Annotated in this window: 21 protein-coding genes and 1 riboswitch; of the genes, 10 read left to right on the forward strand and 11 right to left on the reverse strand. The window is 72.6% G+C overall.

The genetic code is table 11. From position 1 onward, the window contains the following. Positions 1-70: 70 nt before the first annotated feature. Genes ribH through ACFC1R_RS31845 form a run of 4 tightly spaced genes read right to left on the reverse strand, consistent with a single transcriptional unit; the run spans position 71 to position 3,175 of the window. Positions 71-544, reverse strand: coding sequence for a 6,7-dimethyl-8-ribityllumazine synthase (ribH, locus tag ACFC1R_RS31830; RefSeq protein WP_375944568.1), 474 nt, complete (start codon positions 542-544; stop codon positions 71-73). Positions 545-573: 29 nt separating this feature from the next. Then, on the reverse strand, positions 574-1,857 hold the full coding sequence (locus ACFC1R_RS31835; RefSeq protein WP_375944570.1) for a bifunctional 3,4-dihydroxy-2-butanone-4-phosphate synthase/GTP cyclohydrolase II: 1,284 nt from the start codon (positions 1,855-1,857) through the stop codon (positions 574-576). Beyond that, on the reverse strand, positions 1,854-2,501 hold the full coding sequence (gene pnuC / locus ACFC1R_RS31840; protein ID WP_375944572.1) for a nicotinamide riboside transporter PnuC: 648 nt from the start codon (positions 2,499-2,501) through the stop codon (positions 1,854-1,856). Before pnuC ends, ACFC1R_RS31835 begins: the two co-directional genes overlap by 4 nt. Beyond that, a complete protein-coding gene (locus ACFC1R_RS31845) occupies positions 2,498-3,175 on the reverse strand; it encodes a riboflavin synthase (protein WP_375944573.1) in 678 nt (225 codons plus the stop codon). The genes pnuC and ACFC1R_RS31845 overlap by 4 nt, the downstream gene beginning before the upstream one ends. Positions 3,176-3,359: 184 nt before the next feature. After that, a riboswitch (FMN riboswitch) is annotated at positions 3,360-3,487 on the reverse strand. A gap of 661 nt (positions 3,488-4,148) precedes the next feature. Here ACFC1R_RS31845 and ACFC1R_RS31850 point away from each other — a divergent pair. The 7 genes from ACFC1R_RS31850 (at position 4,149) to ACFC1R_RS31880 (ending at position 10,933) form a co-directional block, all read left to right on the forward strand. Next, on the forward strand, positions 4,149-4,814 hold the full coding sequence (locus ACFC1R_RS31850) for an MSMEG_1061 family FMN-dependent PPOX-type flavoprotein (RefSeq protein WP_375944575.1): 666 nt from the start codon (positions 4,149-4,151) through the stop codon (positions 4,812-4,814). Between the two features lie 731 nt (positions 4,815-5,545). Then, positions 5,546-5,851, forward strand: a complete 306-nt coding sequence (locus ACFC1R_RS31855; RefSeq protein WP_375944577.1) for an urease subunit gamma — start codon at positions 5,546-5,548, stop codon at positions 5,849-5,851. A 152-nt stretch (positions 5,852-6,003) separates the two neighbouring features. Further along, the gene (locus ACFC1R_RS31860; protein WP_375944578.1) at positions 6,004-6,600 is read left to right on the forward strand and encodes an urease subunit beta; all 597 of its coding nucleotides are present in this window, start codon (positions 6,004-6,006) and stop codon (positions 6,598-6,600) included. Next, positions 6,600-8,324, forward strand: coding sequence for an urease subunit alpha (gene ureC / locus ACFC1R_RS31865; protein ID WP_375944580.1), 1,725 nt, complete (start codon positions 6,600-6,602; stop codon positions 8,322-8,324). The genes ACFC1R_RS31860 and ureC overlap by 1 nt, the downstream gene beginning before the upstream one ends. A 72-nt stretch (positions 8,325-8,396) precedes the next feature. Then, positions 8,397-9,083 (forward strand): urease accessory protein UreF, encoded by a 687-nt coding sequence (locus tag ACFC1R_RS31870; RefSeq protein WP_375944644.1) that lies wholly within the window; start codon positions 8,397-8,399, stop codon positions 9,081-9,083. 174 nt (positions 9,084-9,257) lie between these two features. Next, positions 9,258-9,992, forward strand: a complete 735-nt coding sequence (gene ureG / locus ACFC1R_RS31875; RefSeq protein WP_375944582.1) for an urease accessory protein UreG — start codon at positions 9,258-9,260, stop codon at positions 9,990-9,992. After that, on the forward strand, positions 9,989-10,933 hold the full coding sequence (locus ACFC1R_RS31880) for an urease accessory protein UreD (protein ID WP_375944584.1): 945 nt from the start codon (positions 9,989-9,991) through the stop codon (positions 10,931-10,933). Before ureG ends, ACFC1R_RS31880 begins: the two co-directional genes overlap by 4 nt. Before the next feature lie 59 nt (positions 10,934-10,992). Here ACFC1R_RS31880 and ACFC1R_RS31885 read toward each other — a convergent pair whose 3' ends face one another. Together ACFC1R_RS31885 and ACFC1R_RS31890 are read right to left on the reverse strand one after the other, a co-directional pair. Next, entirely contained in the window at positions 10,993-12,375 is a 1,383-nt protein-coding gene (locus tag ACFC1R_RS31885) for a uracil-xanthine permease family protein (protein ID WP_375944586.1), read from the reverse strand. Positions 12,376-12,731: 356 nt separating this feature from the next. Continuing rightward, complete coding sequence (locus ACFC1R_RS31890; protein WP_375944588.1) at positions 12,732-13,298, reverse strand: helix-turn-helix domain-containing protein; 567 nt, start codon at positions 13,296-13,298, stop codon at positions 12,732-12,734. A 196-nt stretch (positions 13,299-13,494) separates the two neighbouring features. On the opposite strand from ACFC1R_RS31890, the gene ACFC1R_RS31895 reads away from it, so the two are divergent. From ACFC1R_RS31895 to ACFC1R_RS31905, 3 genes are all read left to right on the forward strand, one after another. Further along, positions 13,495-14,337 (forward strand): class I SAM-dependent methyltransferase, encoded by an 843-nt coding sequence (locus ACFC1R_RS31895; RefSeq protein ID WP_375944590.1) that lies wholly within the window; start codon positions 13,495-13,497, stop codon positions 14,335-14,337. 303 nt (positions 14,338-14,640) lie between these two features. Beyond that, positions 14,641-15,237, forward strand: coding sequence for a TetR/AcrR family transcriptional regulator C-terminal domain-containing protein (locus ACFC1R_RS31900; protein ID WP_375944592.1), 597 nt, complete (start codon positions 14,641-14,643; stop codon positions 15,235-15,237). Positions 15,238-15,767: 530 nt separating this feature from the next. Beyond that, entirely contained in the window at positions 15,768-17,318 is a 1,551-nt protein-coding gene (locus ACFC1R_RS31905) for an FAD-dependent monooxygenase (protein ID WP_375944594.1), read from the forward strand. Between the two features lie 105 nt (positions 17,319-17,423). Here ACFC1R_RS31905 and ACFC1R_RS31910 read toward each other — a convergent pair whose 3' ends face one another. From ACFC1R_RS31910 to ACFC1R_RS31930, 5 genes are all read right to left on the reverse strand, one after another. After that, positions 17,424-19,424, reverse strand: coding sequence for a GTP-binding protein (locus ACFC1R_RS31910; protein ID WP_375944596.1), 2,001 nt, complete (start codon positions 19,422-19,424; stop codon positions 17,424-17,426). A gap of 182 nt (positions 19,425-19,606) precedes the next feature. Further along, the gene (locus tag ACFC1R_RS31915) at positions 19,607-19,987 is read right to left on the reverse strand and encodes a hypothetical protein (protein ID WP_375944598.1); all 381 of its coding nucleotides are present in this window, start codon (positions 19,985-19,987) and stop codon (positions 19,607-19,609) included. A gap of 165 nt (positions 19,988-20,152) precedes the next feature. Then, positions 20,153-21,217 (reverse strand): S-adenosylmethionine:tRNA ribosyltransferase-isomerase, encoded by a 1,065-nt coding sequence (locus ACFC1R_RS31920; RefSeq protein ID WP_375944600.1) that lies wholly within the window; start codon positions 21,215-21,217, stop codon positions 20,153-20,155. A 3-nt stretch (positions 21,218-21,220) separates the two neighbouring features. Continuing rightward, complete coding sequence (locus tag ACFC1R_RS31925; RefSeq protein ID WP_375944602.1) at positions 21,221-22,000, reverse strand: SDR family NAD(P)-dependent oxidoreductase; 780 nt, start codon at positions 21,998-22,000, stop codon at positions 21,221-21,223. A 248-nt stretch (positions 22,001-22,248) separates the two neighbouring features. Continuing rightward, on the reverse strand, positions 22,249-22,695 hold the full coding sequence (locus ACFC1R_RS31930) for an Lrp/AsnC family transcriptional regulator (RefSeq protein ID WP_375944604.1): 447 nt from the start codon (positions 22,693-22,695) through the stop codon (positions 22,249-22,251). Positions 22,696-22,755: the final 60 nt, after the last annotated feature.

Here is a 22,755-nt window from a genome sequence, read left to right on the forward strand (position 1 = left end):
GGACGACCGTGCGGCTGTGTGCCCGGTCGTCCACGCGGATCCCCGCGTCCTTGCCGATCCCCGCCTGCGGTCAGGCGAGCGCGCGCAGCGTGGCGGCCGTGGCGACCGCCGCCGTGACGGCCTCGTGGCCCTTGTCCTCGGCGGAGCCCTCCAGGCCCGCCCGGTCCAGCGCCTGCTGCTCGTTGTCGCAGGTCAGCACGCCGAAGCCGACCGGGACGCCGGTGCTGACGCTGACCTGGGTGAGGCCGAGGGTGGCCGCCTCGCAGACGTACTCGAAGTGCGGGGTGCCGCCCCGGATGACCACGCCGAGCGCGATCACCGCGTCGTAGCCGCGCTCGGCCAGCCGCTTGGCGGCGACCGGGAGCTCGAAGGCACCGGGGACCTGGACGACGGTCGGCTCGGCGATGCCCAGTTCCTTGAGCGCGCGGCGGGCGCCGTCCAGCAGGCCGTTCATCACCTGCTCGTGCCACTGCGCGGCAACGACGGCGACCCGCAGGTCGGAAACGTTGTTGATGGTCAGCTCGGGAGCTCCGTGGCCGCTCACGTTGGTACGTCCTTCGGTGGTAGGGAGGTTCAGGAGTTGGCGTCGAGCCAGGGCAGTTCGTGGCCCATCCGGTCGCGCTTGGTGCGCAGGTAGGCGGTGTTGTGCTCGCCGGGTGCGACGGCGACGGGCTGACGGCCGTTGACGGTGAGGCCGTACTCGGTGAGTGCGGCGATCTTGTCGGGGTTGTTGGTGAGCAGGGTCAGCGAGCGGACGCCGAGGTCGGCGAGCATCTGGGCGCCGATGCTGTAGTCGCGGGCGTCGGCGGGCAGGCCGAGTTCGAGGTTGGCGTCCACGGTGTCCCGGCCCTGCTCCTGCAGCTCGTAGGCGCGCAGCTTGTGGGCCAGACCGATGCCGCGGCCCTCGTGGCCGCGCAGGTAGAGCAGCACACCGCGGCCGGCGGTGGCGATCTCCTGCAGCGAGGCCTGCAGCTGGGGGCCGCAGTCGCAGCGCAGCGAGCCGAGGACGTCACCGGTCAGGCACTCGGAGTGGACCCGCACCAGCAGGTCCTCGCCGTCCGGGACCTTGCCGTCGGCGCCGAGGCCGCCCGCCACCAGGGCGATGTGCTCGACCCCGTCCAGGGTGCCCTTGTAGCCGACGGCGGTGAAGTCGCCGTGCTCGGTGGGCAGGGTGGTGACGGCGGCGCGACTCACGTGCAGTTCGGTGCGGCGGCGGTAGGCGATCAGGTCCTCGATGGAGATGATCGACAGGCCGTGCTGCCGGGCGAAGGCGACCAGCTCGGGCAGCCGGGACATGGTGCCGTCGTCGTTGACCACCTCGGCGATCGCTCCCGCCGGCGGGAGCCCTGCCAGCCGGGCCAGGTCGACCGCCGCCTCGGTGTGTCCGGGGCGGACCAGGACGCCGCCCTCGACCGCGCGCAGCGGGAAGACGTGGCCGGGCCGGGTGAGGTCGCCGGGCTCGGTGGCCTCACTGGCGAGCAGTCTGACGGTACGGGCCCGGTCGGCGGCGGAGATGCCGGTGTCCACGCCGTCCCGGGCGTCCACCGACACCGCGTACGCGGTGCCCTTGCGGTCCTCGTTGACCTGGGTCATCGGCGGCAGCTTGAGCCGGTCGAGCTCGTCACCGGTCATCGGGACGCAGATCACGCCCGAGGTGTAGCGGATGGTGAAGGCCATCAGCTCGGGGGTCGCGGCGGAGGCGGCGAAGACGATGTCGCCCTCGTTCTCGCGGTCCTCGTCGTCGACCACGATCACCGGGCGGCCGAGCGCGATGTCGGTGATGGCGTGCTCGACCGGGTCGAGGGCGAGGCTGTCGTCCAGCGGCGACCGGACGCCGGGTACGGGGTGAGTGGTCATGCCGTGGCTCCCTGGAGGACGGCCGTGCCGACGGCACGGGGCGTACGGGTGCGCAGCCACCAGGCGCGCAGGCCGAGCAGCACCAGAACGAAGTAGATGACGTAGGTCAGGCCGGAGAAGGTGTAGCCGCTGGTGAAGGCGAGCGGGACGCCCACGATGTCGACGGCTATCCAGGCGAACCAGAACTCGACCCAGCCCCTGGCCTGGGCGTACATCGCCGCCAGCGTGCCGACGAATATGTACGCGTCCGCCCACGGGCTCCACGACAGCTCGGGGACGGCGAGGAAGAGCTCGGCCAGGCCCACGGTGGCCAGCGCGGTGGCGCCGACCAGCAGTGCGCGCTCACGCCCGGTGGCGAACCGGACCGCTATGTCGCCGCTGCTGCGGCGGCCGCGCTGCCACTGGTACCAGCCCCAGACGGCGGCGGCGACGACGATGCCCTGCTTGCCCACCAGCCCGGCCAGGTGGCCGGACAGGTAGGCGGCGACCAGGACGACCGCGGACAGCAGCTGGACCGGCCAGGTCCACATCGAACGGCGCCAGCCCAGCGCGAGCGCGGCCAGACCGAGCAGGTTGCCGACCATGTCGGTCCACTTGACCGGCTGGCCGAGCACCGCGAAGGCCGTGTCGTTGAGCCAGTTCACGACACGTCCTCCAGCGCCGTGGGTGGGGCGAGGGTGACCGGCAGGGCACGGCTGTCGAGCAGCCGCTCGACGTACTTCGCGAGCACGTCCACCTCGAGGTTGACCGGCTCGCCGATCTGCTTGGTGCCGAGGGTGGTGAGGGCGAGGGTGGCCGGGATGAGGCTGACGGTGAAGCTGTCGACGGCGGCCTCCACCACGGTGAGGCTGATGCCGTCCACGGTGATCGAGCCCTTCTCGACCAGGTACCGGGCGATGCTCTGCGGCAGCGAGAAGCGCAGCACCTCCCAGCGCAGGTTGCCGGCGGAGTCGAGCTCGCCGGGCTCGCGGGCGAGCAGGGTGCCGGTCGCGTCGACGTGGCCCTGGACCAGGTGCCCGCCGAGCCGGGCGCCGAGTGCCATGGCCCGCTCCAGGTTGACCCGGTCGCCGGGGCGCAGCGTGCCGAGGCTGGAGCGGTGCAGCGTCTCGGCCATCACGTCGGCGGTGAACTCGTCACTGGCGGCGGCCAGTTCGTCGGAGGTGTCGACAACGGTGAGGCAGACGCCGTTGACCGCGATGGAATCACCGTGCTTGGCACCGGAACGGACCGCCGGGCCGCGCAGACGGATTTGCGAGGACTCTCCGAACTCCTCGATGGAGACGACCTCGCCGAGCTCTTCGATGATGCCGGTGAACACCCGGATTCTCCTCGCGCTTGGGACGCGGACTCCGGGGCGGCATGGGATGAGGACACGGACAGCAAGGTGCGGGACTGCCCGGAAAACCCCCTCGGCACCGGTCTGTGACCGGCACACGGGACGGAGTCCTCCCGGCACGCCTTCCGCGGCTCTTCGGGTGGAGCCGTGGCACTGCTCGTCCGCCCGCGCACGCCTCCCATCCGGACTTTAACCGTCGGTCCAGGAATTTCACCTGATCAACCGGCCGCTGGCTGCGGACGGGTCGCGGACTGTAACCGCCGGTTCGGATTTTCACCGACCCCGGAGTGCGCTGAACGTCACTGCTATTGCCGTCATTGTGCCATGATCCCCGGCGAACCAGGAGGGGGTTTCGCTGTGGCCTGATTCACTCGGCCGACTCGCTGCGGCCGGGAATAGCGCGAGAGTCGACGGAGGACCGGCCACCCGGATCCGTACGGCTCGCAACCGGCCCGCTCAAGGGAAGGACCGACCGTCCGCTGCGGGGCGCCGGGCGGTGGGATGCACCGGCTGCGCCGGTCCCGGCCGGGGGCACGGTCGAGGGCGGCGGGGGCTGGGGCGGGGCACAGCCGACGGGGGCGCGAGGCGCGGGCCGGCAGGGCGGGGACGAGGGTGAGGCGGCCTTGGCGTCGGCGCCAGGCGCCCAGCAGGCGCCGGGAGTCGGCACGCACGCCCCCGCACCGGGCCTTCGTCGGACTCGCCCACCCCGCCACCAACCGGACCGATACGGCGGGGAGTTGACTTCACCGTGAGCCGACCTCCGGGAGAGCGGCGAACTTCCGGCCGGAGGCGGGCGGAGCACCGTCCGAGGAGGCCGTCCAGCGGGCGCACGCGCGCGCCGGGCACCGCGCCGACGAGATCCACCGCGTGCCGCTCGCGGCCCGGCCGGGCAATCGCCGCCCACGGGGTGAAATCCCCTGTCCGCGCCCTTGGCACTCGGCTAGATTGCCCGTACGTGACCACAACACCACCGGCCGCGAGCCGGCTCTTCGACGCCCTGAACGCCACCGCCCTGCGGGAGACCGGCCAGCTGCGCGAGGTCTACGAACAGCCGGGCGACCACGCCCGCCGCAAGCAGGTCGACCGGCTGCTCGACAGCGCCCAGCAGCTGATCGGCTGCGCCCCGCTGGTGTTCATGGCGAGTGCGGGTGCGGACGGCCGGGCCGATGTGACGCCCCGGGGCGGCCCGCCCGGGTTCGTCTCGGTGCTGGACGCGCACACCCTCGCCATCCCGGACGCCACCGGCAACAAGCGGCTGGACAGCCTGCACAACATCGTCGAGACCGGCCGGGTCGGGCTGCTGTTCGTCATACCCGGCCGTGACAGCACCCTGCGGGTCAACGGGCGCGCCTGCGTCTCCACCGACCCCCGGCTGCTGGAACAGCTGACCGCCGTGGGCAAGCCGCCGCGCAGCGCCGTCGTGGTGGCGGTCGAGGAGGTGTACGGGCACTGCCCGAAGTCCTTCCTGCGAGCCGGCGCCTGGAAGCCCGAGAAGTGGCCGGCCCTCGACGCCGCGCCCAGCTCGGCCCAGGTCACCCTCTCCCACCTGGACATCCCCGGACTGACGGTCGAAATGATCGAGCAGGCCGAGCGCGAAGCGCTGCTCTACCGGTACGAGTAGCCCGCAACCCGAGACCCGACCCCGGAGCCGGCGCCTTCCAGGGGTCGGGCCTTCGCGTACCTCCGGAGCGACGGCCGTCAGGGACGCGGAGCGAAGGCCCGCCTGAGCGGACGGGTCGTCAGGCGCCGTGCCCTGTTGTCGTGTTCAGGTCGCAGCCCTTCCGTCGCGGACTCCCGGACCGGCCCCGCGGGGGCCCGATCGGTCAACGCCAGGCCCGAAAACATTCAACACTTTGTCAACTCTTCCGGCGCCGTGAATCACCCGCCCCCGCATCCGTGCATCTGCACGACCACTCCCACCAGGCATGATTCCACTCGGCACGCAATCGGCTACGCTACGTACCCGATATCGGCCGCTTGCCTCCCGCCCGGTCAGGCGTACTGTTCCGATCCGGGAGCAGAGCACGAACAACACCGCCCGAACCAGGCGGTGTTGGCGCGCGGGACGACGTTCTCGGGAGTACGTATGCAGGCTGCGGAGCAAGCGCCGGAAAGGGCGTCCCCAGAGCTAGCCCGTGGGTCATGGACCACGACGCCGCGCAGCCTTCGGCCCCGGCCTCCAGCCGGCACCGTCCCCATCAGGTCCGCCTCCCCCACGAGTGGCGCGCCGACCTGATCCGCCCGTGTTCACCCCGCTCCTCTCCACCGCCGATACCGCCGGTGCCGCCTTCTCCGCAGCCGGTCCAGCGCCGGACCGGCCCGGTCCCTCCACCGAGAAAGCGAAGTGACGCCTTGAACCTCTCGCCGCGGGAAATCGACAAGCTCCACGTCTACGTGGTCGCCGACCTCGCCCGGCGCCGCCGCGACCGGGGCACCAAGCTCAACTACAGCGAAGCCGCCGCGCTCATCACCGAGGCCGTACTGGAGGCCGCCCGCGACGGCCACACCGTCGCCGAGTGCATGGAGCTCGGCCGCAAGGTCGTCACGGCCGACGAGGTCATGCCGGGCGTGCGGGAGATGCTCAGCGTGCTCCAGGTCGAGACCGCCTTCGTCGACGGTACGAAGCTGGTCACGTGTCACGACCCGATCCACGCCTGACCCCACCGCCCGGCCCGCCTCGCCGCACGCCGCACCGCGATGTGCTGGGCCGCGCTGCGCTGTGCCGTGCGGTGCAGCGCCGTGCGGTGCACCGCCGCACTGCCGACTCGGAGTCAGAACCGCCGACTTTGCACACCAAGGAGTAGAGCAGGATGTCCGGGGGAGCTCACTACCTCTACGGCGATGATCCGATCGAGATCAACGCCGGCCGGGCCACGGCCAGGCTCACCGTCGCCAACACCGGCGACCGGGCCGTTCAGATCGGCTCGCACTACCACTTCTTCGAGGCCAACCGCGCCCTGAGCTTCGACCGCGAGGCCGCGTACGGCATGCACCTGGACATTCCCTCCGGCACCGCAGTGCGCTTCGAGCCCGGTGACACCCGCGAGGTCGGCCTGTGCGCGTTCGGCGGCACCCGCCGCCTGGTCGGCTTCGCCGGGCTCGTGGACGGCGGCCTGTCCGCACCCGACACCCGCCGCACCGCACTGCGCCGCGCTGCCGAACTGGGCTTCGAGAACACGCCCGGAGCCGCGCCGGAGAACGCAACGGCGGGTGCGTCGGCCCCGCTGCCGACGGCAACCCTGCCGGCCGCCCTGACCGGTGCGCTGCCGGGTGCACTGCCGGGTGCACTGGCGGGTGCACTGGCGGACACGCCGGTGCACGCCTCCACGAGCGCTACGACCAGCGGTTCCACGAACGCTTCGACCGACGCTTCGACGAACGACGAGAACGAAGGGGCCGACGCCTGATGGCGCTCCTGCCGCGCAAGCAGTACACCGACCTGTTCGGCCCGACCGTCGGCGACCGGTTCCACCTGGCCGACACCAACCTGGTCGTCGAGGTCGAGTACGACCACAACGCCGGCTCCTACGGCGACGAGGCCGTCTACGGCGGCGGCAAGGCCATCCGGGACGGCATGGCCCAGGACCCCGCCGCGCTGGGCCGCGAGGGTGCGCTGGACCTGGTCATCACCAACGTGGTGGTGATGGACCCGGTGCTCGGCATCGTCAAGGGCGACATCGGCGTCCGCGGCGGTCTGATCGTGGCCGTCGGCAAGGCCGGCAACCCGCACCTGCAGAACGGCGTCGACCCGAAGCTGGTGATCGGCCCCGGCACCGAGGTGATCTCCGGCGAGCACCTGATCGCCACGGCCGGCGGCGTGGACACCCACATCCACTTCATCTCGCCGCAGCAGGCCCAGGAGGGACTGTCCAACGGCATCACCACCTTCTTCGGCGGCGGCACCGGGCCGACCGACGGCACCAACGGCACCACCTGCACCCCGGGGCCGTGGAACATCCACCGGATGCTGGAGGCCGTGGAGGACCTGCCGGTCAACGTCGGTCTTCTCGGCAAGGGAAACGGCAGCCTGCCGGACGCGCTGCGCGAGCAGGTCGAGGCGGGCGTGGCCGGCCTCAAGGTGCACGAGGACTGGGGTGCCACCCCCGCCGTGATCGACAACGCACTGCGGGTCGCCGACCAGTACGACGTCCAACTCGCCATCCACACCGACACCTTGAACGAGGGCGGGTTCTTCGAGGACACCCTCTCGGCGATCGACGGCCGCACCATCCACACCTTCCACACCGAGGGTGCGGGCGGCGGCCACGCCCCCGACATCATGCGGGTCGCGGGCGAGGCCAACGTACTGCCGTCCTCCACCAACCCGACTCTGCCGTACACCGTCAACTCGGTGGACGAGCTGCTCGACATGGTGATGGTCTGCCACCACCTGTCCCGGGACATCCCCGAGGACGTGTCCTTCGCCGACAGCCGGGTCCGGGCGGAGACCATCGCGGCCGAGACGGTGCTGCACGACCTCGGCGTGATCAGCATCTTCTCCTCCGACTCCCAGGCCATGGGCCGGGTCGGCGAGTCCTTCGCCCGTGCCTTCCAGACCGCCCACCACTGCAAGGAGATGCGCGGCGCGCTGGCCGAGGACAGCTCGCGCAACGACAACGCCCGCGTCCTGCGTTATCTGGCGAAGCTCACCATCAACCCGGCGGTCGCGGTGGGCGCCGCCGATGTGATCGGCTCGCTGGAGCCCGGCAAGCTGGCCGACATCGTGCTCTGGCCGATCCACTCCTTCGGCGCCAAGCCCAAGCTCATCATCAAGGGCGGCATGGTCAACTGGGCGCTGATGGGCGACCCCAACGCCTCGCTGCCCACCCCGCAACCGGTCTACTACCGGCCGATGTTCGGCTCGTACGGCCGGGCCCGGCAGCGCACCTCGGTGACCTTCATGTCGCAGGCCGGCATCGCGGCGGGCGTCCCCGGCGAACTCGGCCTGCAGCGCAGGATCGAGCCGGTGCAGCGCTGCCGGACGGTCGGCAAGCAGCACATGGTCCGCAACGACGCGCTGCCGAGGATCGAGGTGGACCCGGAGACGTACAAGGTCACGCTGGACGGCGAGCCCGCCACCATCGAACCGGCCGAGCGCCTCCCGCTCAACCAGCTCTTCTACATCGTCTGATCCACCGCCCCGGCGGCCGTCGGACCGGCGCACCGCCAACCACACGTCAGGACACCCGGCTTGAACGATCCGATGCCGATCCCGGCGCTGCTGACCGGGCTCCAGCTCACCGACTCGGCCTTCCCCAGCGGCTACTACACCCTCTCCCACGGTCTGGAGGGCTACCAGCAGGCGCGCGCGGTCTCGCCGCGCACCCTGCCCGCCCTCCTGCACGACCTGCTGCGGCACGGCACGGGCCCCGCCGACGCGACCGCCCTCGCCCTCGCCCACCGCGCAGTGAGCGCCGGTGACTGGGACCGGCTGGTGGCCGTGGAACGACGGCTGTACGCAACGAAGTTGGGCCGCGAGGCCCGGCAGGCCGCGATCCGCACCGGACGGCAGCTGCTGGATCTGGCGGACGAGGTCTACGGCACGCCGGAGATCGGCCGCTATCGGGAGCTGTACCGGGACGGCCGGGTCCACGGCTGCCAGCCGGTCGTCGCCGCCGCCGTCCACGCGGGGAACGGCGTGCCGGCGCGGCAGGCGGTCACCTGCGAACTGTTCGCCTTCGCGGCCAGTTTCGTGGGGGCCGCCCTCCGGCTGCGGCTCACCGACCACCGGCGGGCACAGGTCGTCCTGCACGGCGCGGCCCCGGTGATCGAGGAGGTCGTGGAGGCGGCCCTGAACCGCGAGTTGGCCGACCTCGGCGGCTGCACGCCGATGGCCGACGTGATGGCGGGACGCCACGAGCGCGCCGACGCCCGCCTGTTCGCCAGCTGAGCTCCCGGGGCGGGGACGGCCACAGGACCGCCTACCCGACCGGCTCCGCCCGGCACACTCCGCCGGACGTCCCCACTCCCCGCTCCCTTCCTCCCGCTCCCGGCTTCTCCCGCTCCCGGCTTCTCCCGCTCCCCACTTCCGACTTCCCGCTCCCGACTTCCCACGAGGACTGCCATGCACGACCCCACGCAGGTACGCGGATCCCACCACCACCACGACCACGACGAGCTCGTCCGCCGCCCCGAGGACGGCGTGCTGCGGGTGGGCATCGCCGGTCCGGTCGGCTCCGGCAAGACCGCGCTGATCGAGGCGCTGGTCCCGGTCCTGATCGGACGGGGACGTACTCCCGCCGTCATCACCAACGACATCTACACCTCGGAGGACGCCGCGCACGTCCGGCGCACCCTGGACGGCGTCCTGGACGCGGACCGGATCGTCGGCGTCGAGACCGGCGCCTGCCCGCACACCGCCGTCCGGGACGACCCGACGATGAACCAGGCCGCCGCCGACGAGCTGACGGCACGCTTCCCCGCCATCGACACGCTGCTCTTCGAGAGCGGCGGCGACAACCTCACGCTCACCTTCAGCCCGGCCCTGGTCGACCTCTTCCTGTTCGTCCTGGACACCGCCGAGGGCGACAAGATGCCGCGCAAGAAGGGCCCCGGCATCACCGAGTGCGAACTGCTCGTCATCAACAAGATCGACATCGCCCGGTACGTCCGCTGCGACCTCGGCACGATGGAGTCGGACGCCCGTACGGTCCGCGACGGCCGGCCGGTCGTCCTCACCAACTCGCTGACCGGCGAGGGCCTCGGCACCATCGCCGACTTCCTCCTCGCCCACCCGGCGGCGACCCGCCGGGAGGCGGCCGTTCCCGGGGCGGCCGCCTCGCAGGCGGTTCCCGCATGACCTCGGCGCCCACGCGGCTGGATCCCGCGCACTACGAACCCCGCCGGGTACCGGACCGGATGCTCGACCTCACCGGCCGACCCGACACCCTGGCCGCCGGGCGCCCCGGCAAGGTCGGCCTGCTCGAACTGCGCTACGCCAGGGTCGGCGGGCGCACCGAGCTGGTCGACCGCTACCAGAAGTCACCGTTGCAGATCGTGCGGCCGCTGTACATCGACCCGCTGCGGCCCGACCTGCCGGTGACCTTCCTGATGTCCACCGGCGGCGGGATCGTCCAGGCCGACCGCAACCGGATCGACGTCGACTGCGGCCCCGGCACCGCCGTGCACCTGACCACCCAGGCCGCCACCAAGGTGCACCGGATGGAGTTCGACCACGCCACCCAGGTCATCAACATCACCGCAGCACACGGGAGTTACGTCGAGTACCTGCCCGACCCGCTGATCCCCTACCGAGACGCCAGGCTCTACCAGCACACCGTGGTCACGGTCGACCCGGGCGCCACCGTCCTGGTCGGCGAGACCATCGCCGCCGGGCGGCTGGCCCGGGGCGAGCGCAACGCCTACCGGATGCTCTACAGCGACCTGGAGATCCAGCGGCCCGATGGCGGACTGCTGGCCGTGGACACCGTCCGGCTGGAGCCGGGCGGGGCGCCCGGGGGCGTCGACGGCCCGGCCGTACTGGACGGCTACGGCCTGATGTCCACCCTGTTCGCCGTCACCCCGCTGGCCCCCGCCGCAGCGGTCGCCGACGCCCTGCACGGAGCGCTGCGGCCCAGCGGACTGACGTACGGCGTGAGCACCCTGCCCGAGGAGTGCGGCGCCTGGGTCCGCGTCATGGCGGACGACTCCCCCGCACTCACCCGAGCCCTGCGCGCCGCCTGGGACGCCCTGCGCCGCCTGCTGATCGGCGTCCCGGCCCCGGATCTCCGCAAGAGCTGACGGGCTGACGGGCTTGACCGCCGAGCGGGCCGACGGCCAGGTGGCAGCCGGATGGCCGGTCAGCGGTCCGAGGTGCCCGCGTCGTACTCGCTGGTGCCCGCGTCCAGCAGTGGGGGCTGCTGCTTCAGGTGGGCCGGGGCCATCAGGCGCAGCACGTGGTAGCCGAGCAGGACCACCAGGGTGCCGAGGGCGATGCCGCTGAGCGAGAAGTCGTCGGTGAACTTCAGGGACACGTTCCCGATGCCGATGATGACGCCGGCGGCCACCGGGACCAGGTGCAGCGGGTTGGTCAGGTCCACCCGGTTGTGCACCCAGATCTGGGCGCCGAGCAGGCCGATCATGCCGTAGAGGACGACGGTGATCCCGCCGAGCACCCCGCCGGGGATCGCGGCGACCACCGCGCCGAACTTCGGGCAGAGACCGAAGAGAATCGCGAACCCGGCGGCGCACCAGTACGCGGCGGTGGAGTAGACCCGGGTCGCGGCCATCACGCCGATGTTCTCGGCGTAGGTGGTGGTGGCCGGTCCGCCGACGCTGGTGGAGATCATGGTGGCGGCGCCGTCCGCCATGATCGCCGCGCCCATCCGGTCGTCCAGCGGATCACCCGTCATCTCGCCGACCGCCTTGACGTGTCCGGCGTTCTCGGCGATCAGTGCGACCACGACGGGCAGCGCCACCAGTACGGCGGAGGCGGAGAAGTTCGGGGTGTGCAGGGTCGGCAGGCCGATCCAGTCGGCCTTGCCGACACCGGAGAGGTCGAGCCGCCAGTGGTCCGTCACCGTGCCTGCGCCGGTGGCGGAGTGGATCTGCCCGAGGACCCGGTCAAAGATCCAGGAGACGGCGTACCCGAAGACCAGGCCGAGGAAGATGGCGATCCGCGACCAGAAACCGCGCAGCACCACCAGGGCGAGTCCGGTGAACAGCATGGTGAGCAGCGCGGTCCACTGGTCCTGCGGCCAGTACGTCCCGGCCGTGACCGGTGCCAGGTTGAAGCCGATCAGCATGACCACCGCGCCGGTCACCACCGGCGGCAGCACCGCGTGGATCACCCGGGCGCCCGCCGCCTGGATCGCGGCGCCGCAGGCCGTGAGCACCGCCCCGACCACCAGCAGAGCACCCGTCAGCGTGGCGGCGTCACCGCCCTGCGCCTTGATCACGGCGGCCACACCGACGAACGACAGGCTGCTGCCGAGGTAGCTGGGGATCCGTCCGCCGGTGACCAGCAGGAAGAAGATGGTCGCGACGCCGGAGAGCATCACGGCCAGGTTGGGATCGAGCCCCATCAGGACCGGCGCCACGAACGTCGCCCCGAACATGGCCACGACGTGCTGAGCCCCGAGCCCGATGGTGCGTCCCCAGCTCAGCCGCTCGTCCGGCTTCACCACTGCTCCGGGCGCCGGACTCCTTCCGTCGCCGTGCAGCTTCCAGCCGAAGCCCGCCATGGGTCACTCTCCTCGTCGGCAATGCCCATGCGGGCAGATCGGACCAACAGCCGATCACACGACGCTCGCCGAATGCAAAAACCCCGCCACCGTCCGGGCGAACGCACACCTGTCCGCACCTCGCCGCACGCGGTGGGGGACGCGAGGCGCGGGGTGTGCCGCCCGACGCTGCCGACCCCCGGCCCGCCGCCCACCCCGGAGCGTCTCCCGGCCGGGCGGGGCGCCGGAGCCGGATGGCCAGGCCGCCGTCCAACCCGCCCGGACGAACGGACAGTTGAGCGAACCGGTCGGCTGTTCCGGCGCCGCGCCAACACTCGCGCCGGCACCCGCACCCGGGTGGGCCGGCGGCCCGCGCGCTACCTGGCGCCGGGTTTCGCGCGGACGTGGATGCGCTCGCCCTGCGGCCCGAACAGGCTGAGGACTTCCACCGGCGCCTCCCCGGTGCTGCCGAACCAGTGCGGCACCCGGGTGTCGAACTCGGCGGCCTCCCCTGCCTTGAGCACGATGTCGTGCTCGGCGAGGACCAGCCGCAGCCGCCCGCTGAGCACGTACATCCACTCGTAGCCCTCGTGCGACCGCGGGTCGGGCTTGTTGCGGTCGGCGCCGATGACCATCTTGAACGCCTGCGGCCCGCCGGGCTGTTGGGTGAGCGGCAGCACCGTCGACGACCCGTGCCTGACCGGCTTCAGCCGCACCCTCGGGTCGCCGACCGGCGGCGCCCCGACCAGTTCGTCCAGCGGGACCTGGTGCGCGTGCGCGATCGGCAGCAGCAGTTCCAGGCTGGGTTTCCGCTGTCCGGTCTCCAGCCGGGACAGCGTGCTGACCGAGATCCCGGTGGTCTCCGACAGTGCGGCCAGGGTGCACCCGCGCTCCAGGCGGATGCGTTTGAGCCTGGGCCCAACGGCGGCGAGCACGTCTTCCATGCCTCCATTTGCGGAAACGGCAACAAGGTTTGTCAAGGTGGCCCGGCCGGGCGCATCGTCGGCGACAGCGACGGCCACCGCCCTGGCGACGGCGGCGGCAGCCCCGGCGACGGTGTCGAGGCCGGGCCGCCCGAGGACGTGGACGGCCCGTGCGGTGGACCGGATCCGATCGAGCAAGAGCGTGGGAGCGAATGCGATGAACGACTTCGACTGGGCCGCGATGGCCGACCTGCTGGAGCTGGACGGCGAGACGCACAGCCCCTACCTGGAGCAGGCCTTCGAGCTGCTGGCGGACCCGAGCCGGCCGGCCCCGCGGCGGATCCTGGACATCGGCAGCGGCCCGGGGGTCGCGGCCTGCCGGCTGGCGGCGGCGTTCCCGCAGGCCGAGGTCACCGCGGTGGACGGGACGCCGGAGCTGTTGGCCCGCGCCGAGGCACGGGCCGAGCGGCTCGGCGTCCGACTGCGGACCAGGGTGGCCGAGTTCCCGGCGGGCCTCGCCGCGCTGGGACCGGCGGACCTGGTGTGGTCGGGGCAGGTCGTGCACCACGTCGGCGACCAGCAGGACGCGCTGGACCGGCTGGCCGGGCTGCTGCGGCCCGGCGGCGTGCTGGCCATCGTCGAGGGCGGTCTGCCGAGCCGCTGGCTGCCGCGCGACCTGGGCTTCGGCCGTCCCGAACTGGCGGCCCGGCTGGACGCGTTGGTGGCGGACCGGTTCTCCCGGATGCGCGCCGAGCTGCCGGGCACGGTGGCCGTGGCCGAGGACTGGCCCGGCATGCTGCGGAGCGCAGGGCTCGCCGAGGTGCGCAGCAGGACCTTCCTGGTGGACCTTCCCGCGCCGCTGCCCGAGGGGCCGCGCCAGGCGGTCCGGCGAACGCTGGAGCGGCAGCGCGCAAGCCTCGCCGAGCACCTGGACGCCGACGACGCGGCGACGCTGGACCGACTGCTCGACCCGGCCGACCCGGCGGGTGTCGACCGGCGTACGGACCTGTTCCTGCTGGCCGCGAGGACCGTGCACTTCGGCCGTCGACCCGGGAGCTGACCGGGAGGGCGCTCCCGCCCGGCAGTGGCCGGCGAAGGTCCGATCGCCCAGCCGGTCCAGGCGGTGCCGGTCCAGGCGGTGCCGGTCCAGGCGGATGAGGACACGGCGCGGGGCGTGATCCACAGGTTCGACGCGATCGGCCCGGCCGGTCGGGCCGGGTCGGCGACGGCGGTGGAGTCGCGAGCGGGCCGGAGAACCGGGGCGGCTGTCGATGCGCACCGTCTCCGGGCCTCCTCCGCCGGGCACACCGGCACCCCTGTACGGTGGACAACGAGTGTCTGCTGAACGCGGGGAGCCGAGCGCATGGCCGTCACCAGGGAAACGATCGCCGACGCCGCCCTGGCCGTACTCCACGACGACGGCCTGGAGGCGTTGACCCTGCGGGCCGTCGCCGACCGCCTGGGCGTGCGGCACAACTCCGTGCGGTGGCACATCGGCAACAAGCAGGGGCTTCTCGAACTGCTCTGCGAGCGCATCATCGGCTCCGTCGCCGACGTGCACCTGCCGGCCGAGCCCCACGAGCGGCTGACCGTGCTCTGGGGGCGCCTGCGCCACGCCCTGCTGGCGCACCGCGACGGCGCTCGCCTGATCAGCGGTCTGGTCTCCACGGGTCCGCACACCCTGGCCTTCGCCGACGCCTCCATCGGCGCCCTGAAGGAGCTCGGTCGGGATCCGCAGAAAGCCGTCTGGCTGCACTGGTCCGTCTTCTACTTCGTTCTCGGCCTGACCATCGAGCAGCAGGCTCACGAACCCGTCCAGGCCGACTCCTTGCGGGCCGCCGTCGCCGCAGGCCCGTACCCGAGCCTTGCCGACGCCGAGACATCGGCGCACCTGATGGCGGCCGACTTCGACCAGCGATTCGCCTTCGGGCTCCGTTCCCTGCTCAACGCGCCCGACTGAACCGGCGCCGCACCCCCTTCGTCGACCGGATGTGCGCACGGCGGCGAACGAAGCGAAGGGGTGCCACCCGCCTTCCGACGCCCGGCTGGGCGACGCGCCGGCAGCGGACGACGGGCGAGGCCGCGCCGCTCGTCGTCGCCCGTGCAGCAGTGGGTGATCCGTCCGGCGGGCCGCCGGGGCAGCGTCCGACGCGAGTACGCGGGCGATCGCGATCAGCGGCCGACCACTGCCAGGGGCCGCAACCGGCCGCACGTGAAGCGCCCCCGCACCGGCGGCCTCCCACACCTGGCGGCGGGGGCCGCGATGCGGCCTGCGCGCGTCGCCGCCCGCGCCCCGGAGGGACGATGACGAGCTCGTTCCGTGCCGCTGCCGCACCGACCCACCGCCGATGACGTCGAGACGGCGCCGGCGTTCCCGTGACGCGTGACTCTCCCGTCCGACACCCCGCACCCTGCCTTGTCCACTGGACAAGACAGGGTGCGGGGTGTCAGGCTTTCTCTTATCCACTGGACAAGAGGAAGGTGAGCGCGATGGGGCACGACATACACACCTCCACCCGGGCAGACGCCGACGTGATCGTGGTGGGAGCCGGACCGGTCGGGCTCTGGCTCGCCGGCGAACTGCGACTGCACGACGTGTCGGTGCTCGTCCTGGAGAAGGCCGCGGCACGCGACCCCCGTTCACGCGCCGTGGGCATGCAGGCCGGCACGCTGGACACCTTCGCCACCCGCGGTGTCGCCGAGCGCTTCATCGAGTGCGGGACGCCGGTCCCCACCGGACACTTCGGCGCCGCCGGCACCCGGCTGGACTTCCGCCGGGTGGGGGCGGTCCACCCCTTCTCGCTGGCGCTGAACCAGGTCGTCACCGAGCAACTCCTGGAAGAGCGCGCCACGTCGATGGGGGCCGAGGTGCGGCGCGGGCAGGAACTGGTCTCGCTGACCCAGGACGACGAGGGCGTCGAACTCGTCGTCCGCTCCGACGGCCGGCACGTGACACTGCGCACCACCTGGGTGGTGGGGTGCGACGGATCCCGCAGCACCGTCCGCGGGGCCGCCGGAATCGGCTTCCCCGGCTCCGACACCACACTGACCGGCTGGCTGGCCGACGTCGTCCTGGCGGATCCGCCCGAGGAGCCGCTGATGGCCCGAGGGCCCGCGGGCGTCGTGCTCTCCGCTCCGCTGGGGAACGGGCTGTACCGCATTGCGGGAGCCTCCACGGCCACCATGCGCAGCGGCACCGGCGCGCCCCTGACGCTGGAGGAGGCACGGGAGCACACCCGCGCGGTGGTGGGCCACGACCTGGGCATGCACTCGCCCCGGTGGCTCTCCCGGTACGGCAACGCCACCCGGCAGGCCGCCACTTACCGCTCGGGACGCGTTCTGCTGGCCGGAGACGCGGCCCACATGTTCTTCCCCGCCGGCGGTCAGGGCATGAACCTCGGCATCCAGGACGCCGCCAACCTCGGCTGGAAGCTCGCAGCGACGGTACGGGGACGTGCCTCGGCCACCCTGCTCGACAGTTACGACACCGAACGGCGCCCGGCAGCGGCGGCGGTCATGGCGAACACCCGCGCCCAGGCCGCGCTGTTCTGCGCCGAAACACCGGAGGAGGTCGCCCTGCGCGACGCCTTCTCCGAAGCCCTGGCACAGCCGGAGACCAACCTGCTGTGGGCCCGACGAGTAGCCGGTTTCGGTGACCCGCGCTACGCCGTCCCCGCCGGAACCGACGGCCCGCCTGCCCACCCCATGGCGGGGACACGGCTTGCCGGACTCGCGCTGCGCACCGGCACGACTGCGGTCACCGCCCCTCATGCGCTGCTGCACGACGGCAGGATGGTGCTGCTCGACCTCGACGGCAGGCACACGCCGCGAACCGGAGCCGTGGACTGCGACGACGTCGCGCACCATGCCGCCGCCGTCGACCGCGGGGTCTCCGCCGAACCGTGGCACGACGTCACCAGCGTCCTGATCCGACCGGACGCGCGCATCGCCTGGGCCAGCACGGACCACGACCCGCGACGCCGCGCCGAGGCCGTCGCGGTCGCCGTGCGCGACCTGCTGGGACCAGGAGTCGCCCCCTAGAGTGCCGTGGACGAGGACACGGCACAGGACGTGACCCACCGGTCCGACGGTGGTGCGGACCAGTGCGCGGGCGTCCCGGGACCCGGGCTCAGCGCGCGGCCGTCACTACGCCTGCCCGCGGTGCGCGAGGTGGCGCAGGTACTCCGCGCGGTTGAGCGGGTTTCCGTCCGTCCGGCTGCCGACCGCGTAGGCACCGGCGACCGGGCGGTCCCCGGCGGGACGGGACCACCAGACCCCCTCGCCCCCGGAGAGCGCAGCGAGCTCCCGCTTGAAGTTCTGCACCCGGCGCAGCGGGATGCCGCCCTCGATCAGCCAGCCGTCCCCCTGCGCGGACGACCGGACGATGTCGGCCTCCAGCCCGGCGAGCCTGGCGACGACCGGGCTCACGGCATCGGCGGGCACCTCCACCTCGAACTGGTGGCAGGGCTCGTAGAGCCTGGTCCCGGCCTCCGCGAGCGCCCGCATCAGGACCAGCGGGGTCAGCTTGCGGAAGTCGGCCGCGGTGCTGACCGGGCTCGCGAAACCGGTGCGGGTCAGGGTGATCACGCAGTCGGTCACCGGCCAGCCGTAGAGCCCCTGTTGGAGGCAGTCGTGCACGGTCTCCTCGATGGCCCGGTGGAAGGCGCGCGGCAGCGCGCCCAGTTCCGTCTCCCACCGGAAGCTCACGGCGGAGCCTCGGGCTGCCGGCTCGACCCGCAGGCCGACGGTCGCGAAGAACTCGTTGCGGGCACGCCGGTCGATCGCCTCGGCCGCCTCGCCCCGGCCCGTCGGCCGCTCGGTGTACCGGATCCGGGACGGCTCGAACACCGCCTCGACCGCGTACTCGTCGCGCAGCCTGGCGGCGATCACCTCGCGCTGCACCTCGCCATACAGCAGCACCGACGTCCCGCCGCCGGGCAGCGCGCGCGCCTGGATCAGCGGGTCCTGCTCGGCCAGCGCGGTCAGGGCCGCGTGCAGCCGGGGGGCCGAGCCGGGCTCCCTCGGGCGGACCACGACGTCGAGGGCGGGCGGGGTGAAACCGACCTGCCCGCCGCCGTGCTCCGGTGCGCCCAGCCGGTCGCCGACCCTGATCCCGGACAGCCCGCGCAGCCGCACGATGCTGCCCGCCCCGGCGACGGGCGCCGCCGCTGCGGGCCCGGTGGCCGGCGGCGGCTCCGCCGGGCCGACCACGGTCAGTTCGGTGACCCGTCCCTGGTACTCGCCGGTCCGGCCGTCCGCCTCGCGCCGGTGGAAGGTCAGCCGGTCACCACGGGCCACCCGCCCGGCGAACAGGCGCAGACAGCAGATCTTCTCGCCGGCCCGTCCGCGTTCGATCGCGAAGACGGTGCCGCACGGCGGCGCATCGGCCGGCGCGTCCGCCGGGATCGGGAGGAACCGGGTGATGCCGTCGAGGAGGGTGTCGATCCCCTCTCCGGTGCGGGCCGATCCGAAGACGACCGGGTGGACCAGACCGGTCGCGGTCTGGTCGGCGACGCCCGCCCACAGGTCGGCGTGGGACGGCGGCCGGTCCAGCACGAGGCGGGTCAGCAGTGCGTCGTCGTTCAGCGAGAGCAGGTCGGTGACCAGGGTGTGGAAGTCCGGGTCCGCCAGGGTGTGCGGCGTGACCCGGGCAGCCGAAGTGCCGATGCCCTCAACCGTGTTGAGCGGGATGACGCGTGGTGCGAGCCGGCTGCGGACACCCGCCAGCAGCTCGTCGTGGCGGGCCCCGGCCCGGTCGATCTTGTTGGCGAAGATCAGCACGGGGATGCCCGCCCTGCGCAGGGTGGCCATCAGGACGCGGCTCTGCGCCTGGACGCCCTCCACCGCCGACACCACCAGGACCACCGCGTCCAGGGCCTGCAACGCGCGCTCCACCTCGGCGATGAAGTCGACGTGGCCGGGGGTGTCGATCAGGTTGACCTGGAGACCGCCGGTGGTGAAGGAGGCCACCGCGGAGCGGATGGTGATGCCGCGCTCGCGCTCGATGTCGCCGGTGTCCGTCTGGGTGGTACCGGCGTCCACCGAGCCGAGCCGGTCGATGGCTCCGGTCTCGAACAGCAGTCGCTCGGTCAGGCTCGTCTTACCGGCGTCGACATGCGCCAGAATGCCGATGTTCAGAATGGTCATGAGTCGCGGAATCCTCGGAAACGCTCGTACGAACGGGGAGCTTGGGGTTTCCGGGAACCTGGCGCATCTCGACTCTCCTGACCGTCATCGGACGAACCTCGGCATCCTGTCACCCGGCCCCGCCGGGCGCACCGGATTTTCCGGCCGCGCCCGCCCGGGTGCCGGTCGTACCGCCGCGCCCCTCAGTGGCCGAACCGGTGGCCGAAGTGGTGCCGCCGGGGAGGCGGGGGCGACTGCCCGCGTTCCGTGTCCCGCAGGGCTGCGTCCAGCTCGGGATCGGCGGTCGACTCCCGGCCGGCCGCCGCCACCGCCCGCTTGCCCGCTCGGCGCGCGACGACCCGGCGGCGGTGCTGCCGCACCCCCGCCGAGGCCAGCAGCCAGCCCAGGCCGAACAGCAGGGTGAGAGCGATGCCCGCGAGGAAGATCTCAAGGGCGTTCATGGTGGCGATGTGGTTGTTGAACAGCATGACGCCGTAGTCCGAACCCGCGTCGAGGTTCTGCGCGATCAGCAGCGCAGCGAAGACACCGGTCACGGCGAGTAGCAGAAGTCCGAGGAGGAACATCGAGGGGCCTCCCTTCGAGGGGCTCATCCTGGGATATGCCCCACTTGCGAAATTTGACCCACTTCACCGGGCACTCCTGCCGCGTCAACCACCCGCCGACGGTGACGGACTGCGGCCCGGTGGGCACGTTCCGCACCGGCGGCGGCACCCCGTCCACCGCCGCGCTCACCAGGGGAGCAGCAGGTTCACGTCCCCGAACTCGTGCCAGAGGTAACGGGCTTGGATCGCCTCGGCGTAGCACCGGTCGAGCAGCGGACGGCCCGCGACGGCCTGGAGCATCAGCAGGTGCGAGGCGCGGGGTTCGTGCCAGCCGGTGAGCAGTCCGTCCACCGTCCGCACGCCGCGCTCGGGCGTGATCACGAGGTCCGTCCAGCCCTCGGCGGCCCGCAGCCGACCGTCCGGGCCCACTGCGGACTCCAGTGCGCGCACCGCCGTGGTGCCGACCGCGATGACCCGGCCGCCCGCCGCCCGCACGTGCTCGGCGAGGCGCGCCGTCTCCCCCGGCACCCGGAACCACTCCGGGTACGGGGTCTCGTGGACTTCGGGCGAGGCGACGCCCGCGTGCAGGGTGACCGGCGCGACCAGGACTCCTCTCACGACCAGCCTCGCCACCAGATCGGCGGTGAACGGACGTGCCGCACTGGGCATTTCACTGCTTCCCGGCTCGCTGGCGAACACCGTCCGGTATGCCTCGATCGGCCAGTCCCGGTCGACGTAGCCGTACCGGATGGCCTTGCCGTGGTCGGCGAGGTACCCCACGACCGGGCCGGGGAGGGTCAGGCGGGCCCGCCAGAGCCGGGCGGTGTACGGCGCGGTCAGTTCGCAGACCGCACCGGCGGGCAGCGCTATCCGCAACCCGGCCGTGGCGGGCGACAGGTCCGGCGGGTAGTACTCGGGCGCTCCAGTGCCGGGACGGCGCAGCTCGACCAGGTGGCCGCCGTCCGGACCGGGCCTGGCCGAGGAGAGGTGCACGGCGACCGGCGCACCGTCGGGCAGTCGTCCGGACAGTGCGGCAGGCAGGGTTGCCGAGTTGTTGACCACCAATAGGTCACCGGGGAGCAGGAGTTCGGGCAGCTCGGGGAAACCGTGGTGGGTGACGGCGAGGCCCTCCCGGCGACCGACCAGCAGCCGCACCCGGTCGCGGGACAGCCCGCGCGCCTCCACCGGTGAGCGGGCCGAAAGCTCGGGCGGGACGGTGAAGTCGAAGCCGGTCTCCAGTGCCGTGGCCATCGCTCACTCCCCCGCGGTGCCGGTCGGCTCGACGGTGGTGCCGAGCAGTTCGGCCGCCCGGTAGCGGCCGGAGGCGGGGCGGCGGCCGAGCAGCGCACGGAAGGCGGGGACGACGGCGGCGGGCAGCGGACGGTCGGAGATGTCCTCGCCGGGGAAGGCCTCCTGGTGCATCCGGGTGCGCATGTCGCCCGGGTCGACGGACCAGACCCGCAGCTCGGGCTCCTCGGCGGCGAGCACGGCCGAGGCGTGGTCCAGCGCCGCCTTGCTCGCACCGTAGCCACCCCAGCCCGGGTACGCCTCGACGGCCGCGTCCGAGCTGAGGTTGACGACGGCGCCGCGCCGGGCGCGCAGTTGCGGCAGCAGGAGCTGGGTGAGCGCGATCGGGCCGAGGACGTTCACCTCGAAGGTCTCCAGCAGGCCGGGCAGCGGGAAGTCGGCGAGTGCGGGCATGGCCGCGCCGTCGAGGTCGTAGCCGGTGAGGGTGGAGGCGTTGTTGATCAGGAGGCCGGCGCCCCCGAGTGCGGCAGCCGCCTCGGCGATCCGGGCCCGGTGGCCGTCGTCGACGACCGACCCAGCGAGTCCGACCGTCTCCGTCATACCTTTCAACTCGGCTTCCGCCGAGGCGAGTTCGTCAGGATTGCGGGCCGTGACCACCAGCCGCAGCCCATCCCCGGCGAGCGCGCGGGCCAGTTCCAGGCCGAGCCCCCGGGAGGCCCCGGTGATCACGGCGACGTTCGCGGCGGGACGGTGGCGGCTGCTGTCACGATTGCTGTCGGTGTTCATGGCCCGACTGTCCCTCCGCGCCGGTCCTGCGCGGATCGGTCTTCGGATGCCGACCCGGCTGCGCCGTTGGACCTAGGGCGACTGCGGCCGGCAGCGTTCCGGCCTCCCGGCGGCACACCGGCGGCGCACCGGCAGCGCATCGGCAGCGCATCGGGCGTTCCGGCGGCGGGTCAGGGCCGGTCGCGGCAGGTCGGGGAAAGCCGGCAGGTCAGGGCCGGTCGCAGCAGGTCAGGGAAGATCGCGGCGGATCAGGGCCGGCCGGGTCCGCGATAGGGCAGTGTCTGGCTGTAGACGACGCTCGTGGTCGTGCTGCCGAAGCCGGCCAGCTCGTCCACGAGCGCCTCCAGGTGCCCCATGGATGTCGCTGCCACCTTCAGGGTGTAGCAGTCGTCGCCGGTGGTGCGCAGGCACTCCAGGATCTCCCGCCGCTCGGCGAGCAGCCGGCGCAACGGCTGGTGGCGGTTGCCGGGGTACTTCAACCGGACCACGGCGAGCACGGGATAGCCGACCCCGGCCAGGTCCACCACCGCGTGGTAGCCGGTGATGACGCCCAGCGACTCCAGGTTCCGCACCCGTTCCGTGGTGGCCGACGAGCTGAGGTTCACCCGCCGCCCCAACTCGCTGAGGGAGATGCGAGCCTCCCGCTGCAGCTGCTCGATGATCGCCCAGTCGATTTCGTCAAGATTCGCGGCCATTCCGCGATTCTACCGGGAGAACCACGGGAGAATGCGGCCTGCACCGGGAGGATTCGGTTC

Origin of the sequence: Kitasatospora sp. NPDC056138, assembly GCF_042264695.1 — a bacterium.
GTDB lineage: Bacteria > Actinomycetota > Actinomycetes > Streptomycetales > Streptomycetaceae > Kitasatospora.

Excerpts from the sequence above, each read along its gene's own strand:
- ACFC1R_RS31900 (WP_375944592.1), top strand. The coding sequence starts at position 14,641 with ATGGCCGTCACCAGGGAAACGATCGCCGACGCCGCCCTGGCCGTACTC.
- ACFC1R_RS31885 (WP_375944586.1), bottom strand. The coding sequence starts at position 12,375 with ATGGCGGGCTTCGGCTGGAAGCTGCACGGCGACGGAAGGAGTCCGGCG.
- ACFC1R_RS31910 (WP_375944596.1), bottom strand. The coding sequence starts at position 19,424 with ATGACCATTCTGAACATCGGCATTCTGGCGCATGTCGACGCCGGTAAG.
- ACFC1R_RS31860 (WP_375944578.1), top strand. The coding sequence starts at position 6,004 with ATGTCCGGGGGAGCTCACTACCTCTACGGCGATGATCCGATCGAGATC.
- ACFC1R_RS31835 (WP_375944570.1), bottom strand. The coding sequence starts at position 1,857 with ATGACCACTCACCCCGTACCCGGCGTCCGGTCGCCGCTGGACGACAGC.
- ACFC1R_RS31890 (WP_375944588.1), bottom strand. The coding sequence starts at position 13,298 with ATGGAAGACGTGCTCGCCGCCGTTGGGCCCAGGCTCAAACGCATCCGC.
- ACFC1R_RS31880 (WP_375944584.1), top strand. The coding sequence starts at position 9,989 with ATGACCTCGGCGCCCACGCGGCTGGATCCCGCGCACTACGAACCCCGC.
- ACFC1R_RS31930 (WP_375944604.1), bottom strand. The coding sequence starts at position 22,695 with ATGGCCGCGAATCTTGACGAAATCGACTGGGCGATCATCGAGCAGCTG.
- ACFC1R_RS31895 (WP_375944590.1), top strand. The coding sequence starts at position 13,495 with ATGAACGACTTCGACTGGGCCGCGATGGCCGACCTGCTGGAGCTGGAC.
- ACFC1R_RS31905 (WP_375944594.1), top strand. The coding sequence starts at position 15,768 with ATGGGGCACGACATACACACCTCCACCCGGGCAGACGCCGACGTGATC.
- ACFC1R_RS31870 (WP_375944644.1), top strand. The coding sequence starts at position 8,397 with ATGCCGATCCCGGCGCTGCTGACCGGGCTCCAGCTCACCGACTCGGCC.
- ureG (WP_375944582.1), top strand. The coding sequence starts at position 9,258 with ATGCACGACCCCACGCAGGTACGCGGATCCCACCACCACCACGACCAC.
- ACFC1R_RS31915 (WP_375944598.1), bottom strand. The coding sequence starts at position 19,987 with ATGTTCCTCCTCGGACTTCTGCTACTCGCCGTGACCGGTGTCTTCGCT.
- ureC (WP_375944580.1), top strand. The coding sequence starts at position 6,600 with ATGGCGCTCCTGCCGCGCAAGCAGTACACCGACCTGTTCGGCCCGACC.
- ACFC1R_RS31920 (WP_375944600.1), bottom strand. The coding sequence starts at position 21,217 with ATGGCCACGGCACTGGAGACCGGCTTCGACTTCACCGTCCCGCCCGAG.
- ACFC1R_RS31925 (WP_375944602.1), bottom strand. The coding sequence starts at position 22,000 with ATGAACACCGACAGCAATCGTGACAGCAGCCGCCACCGTCCCGCCGCG.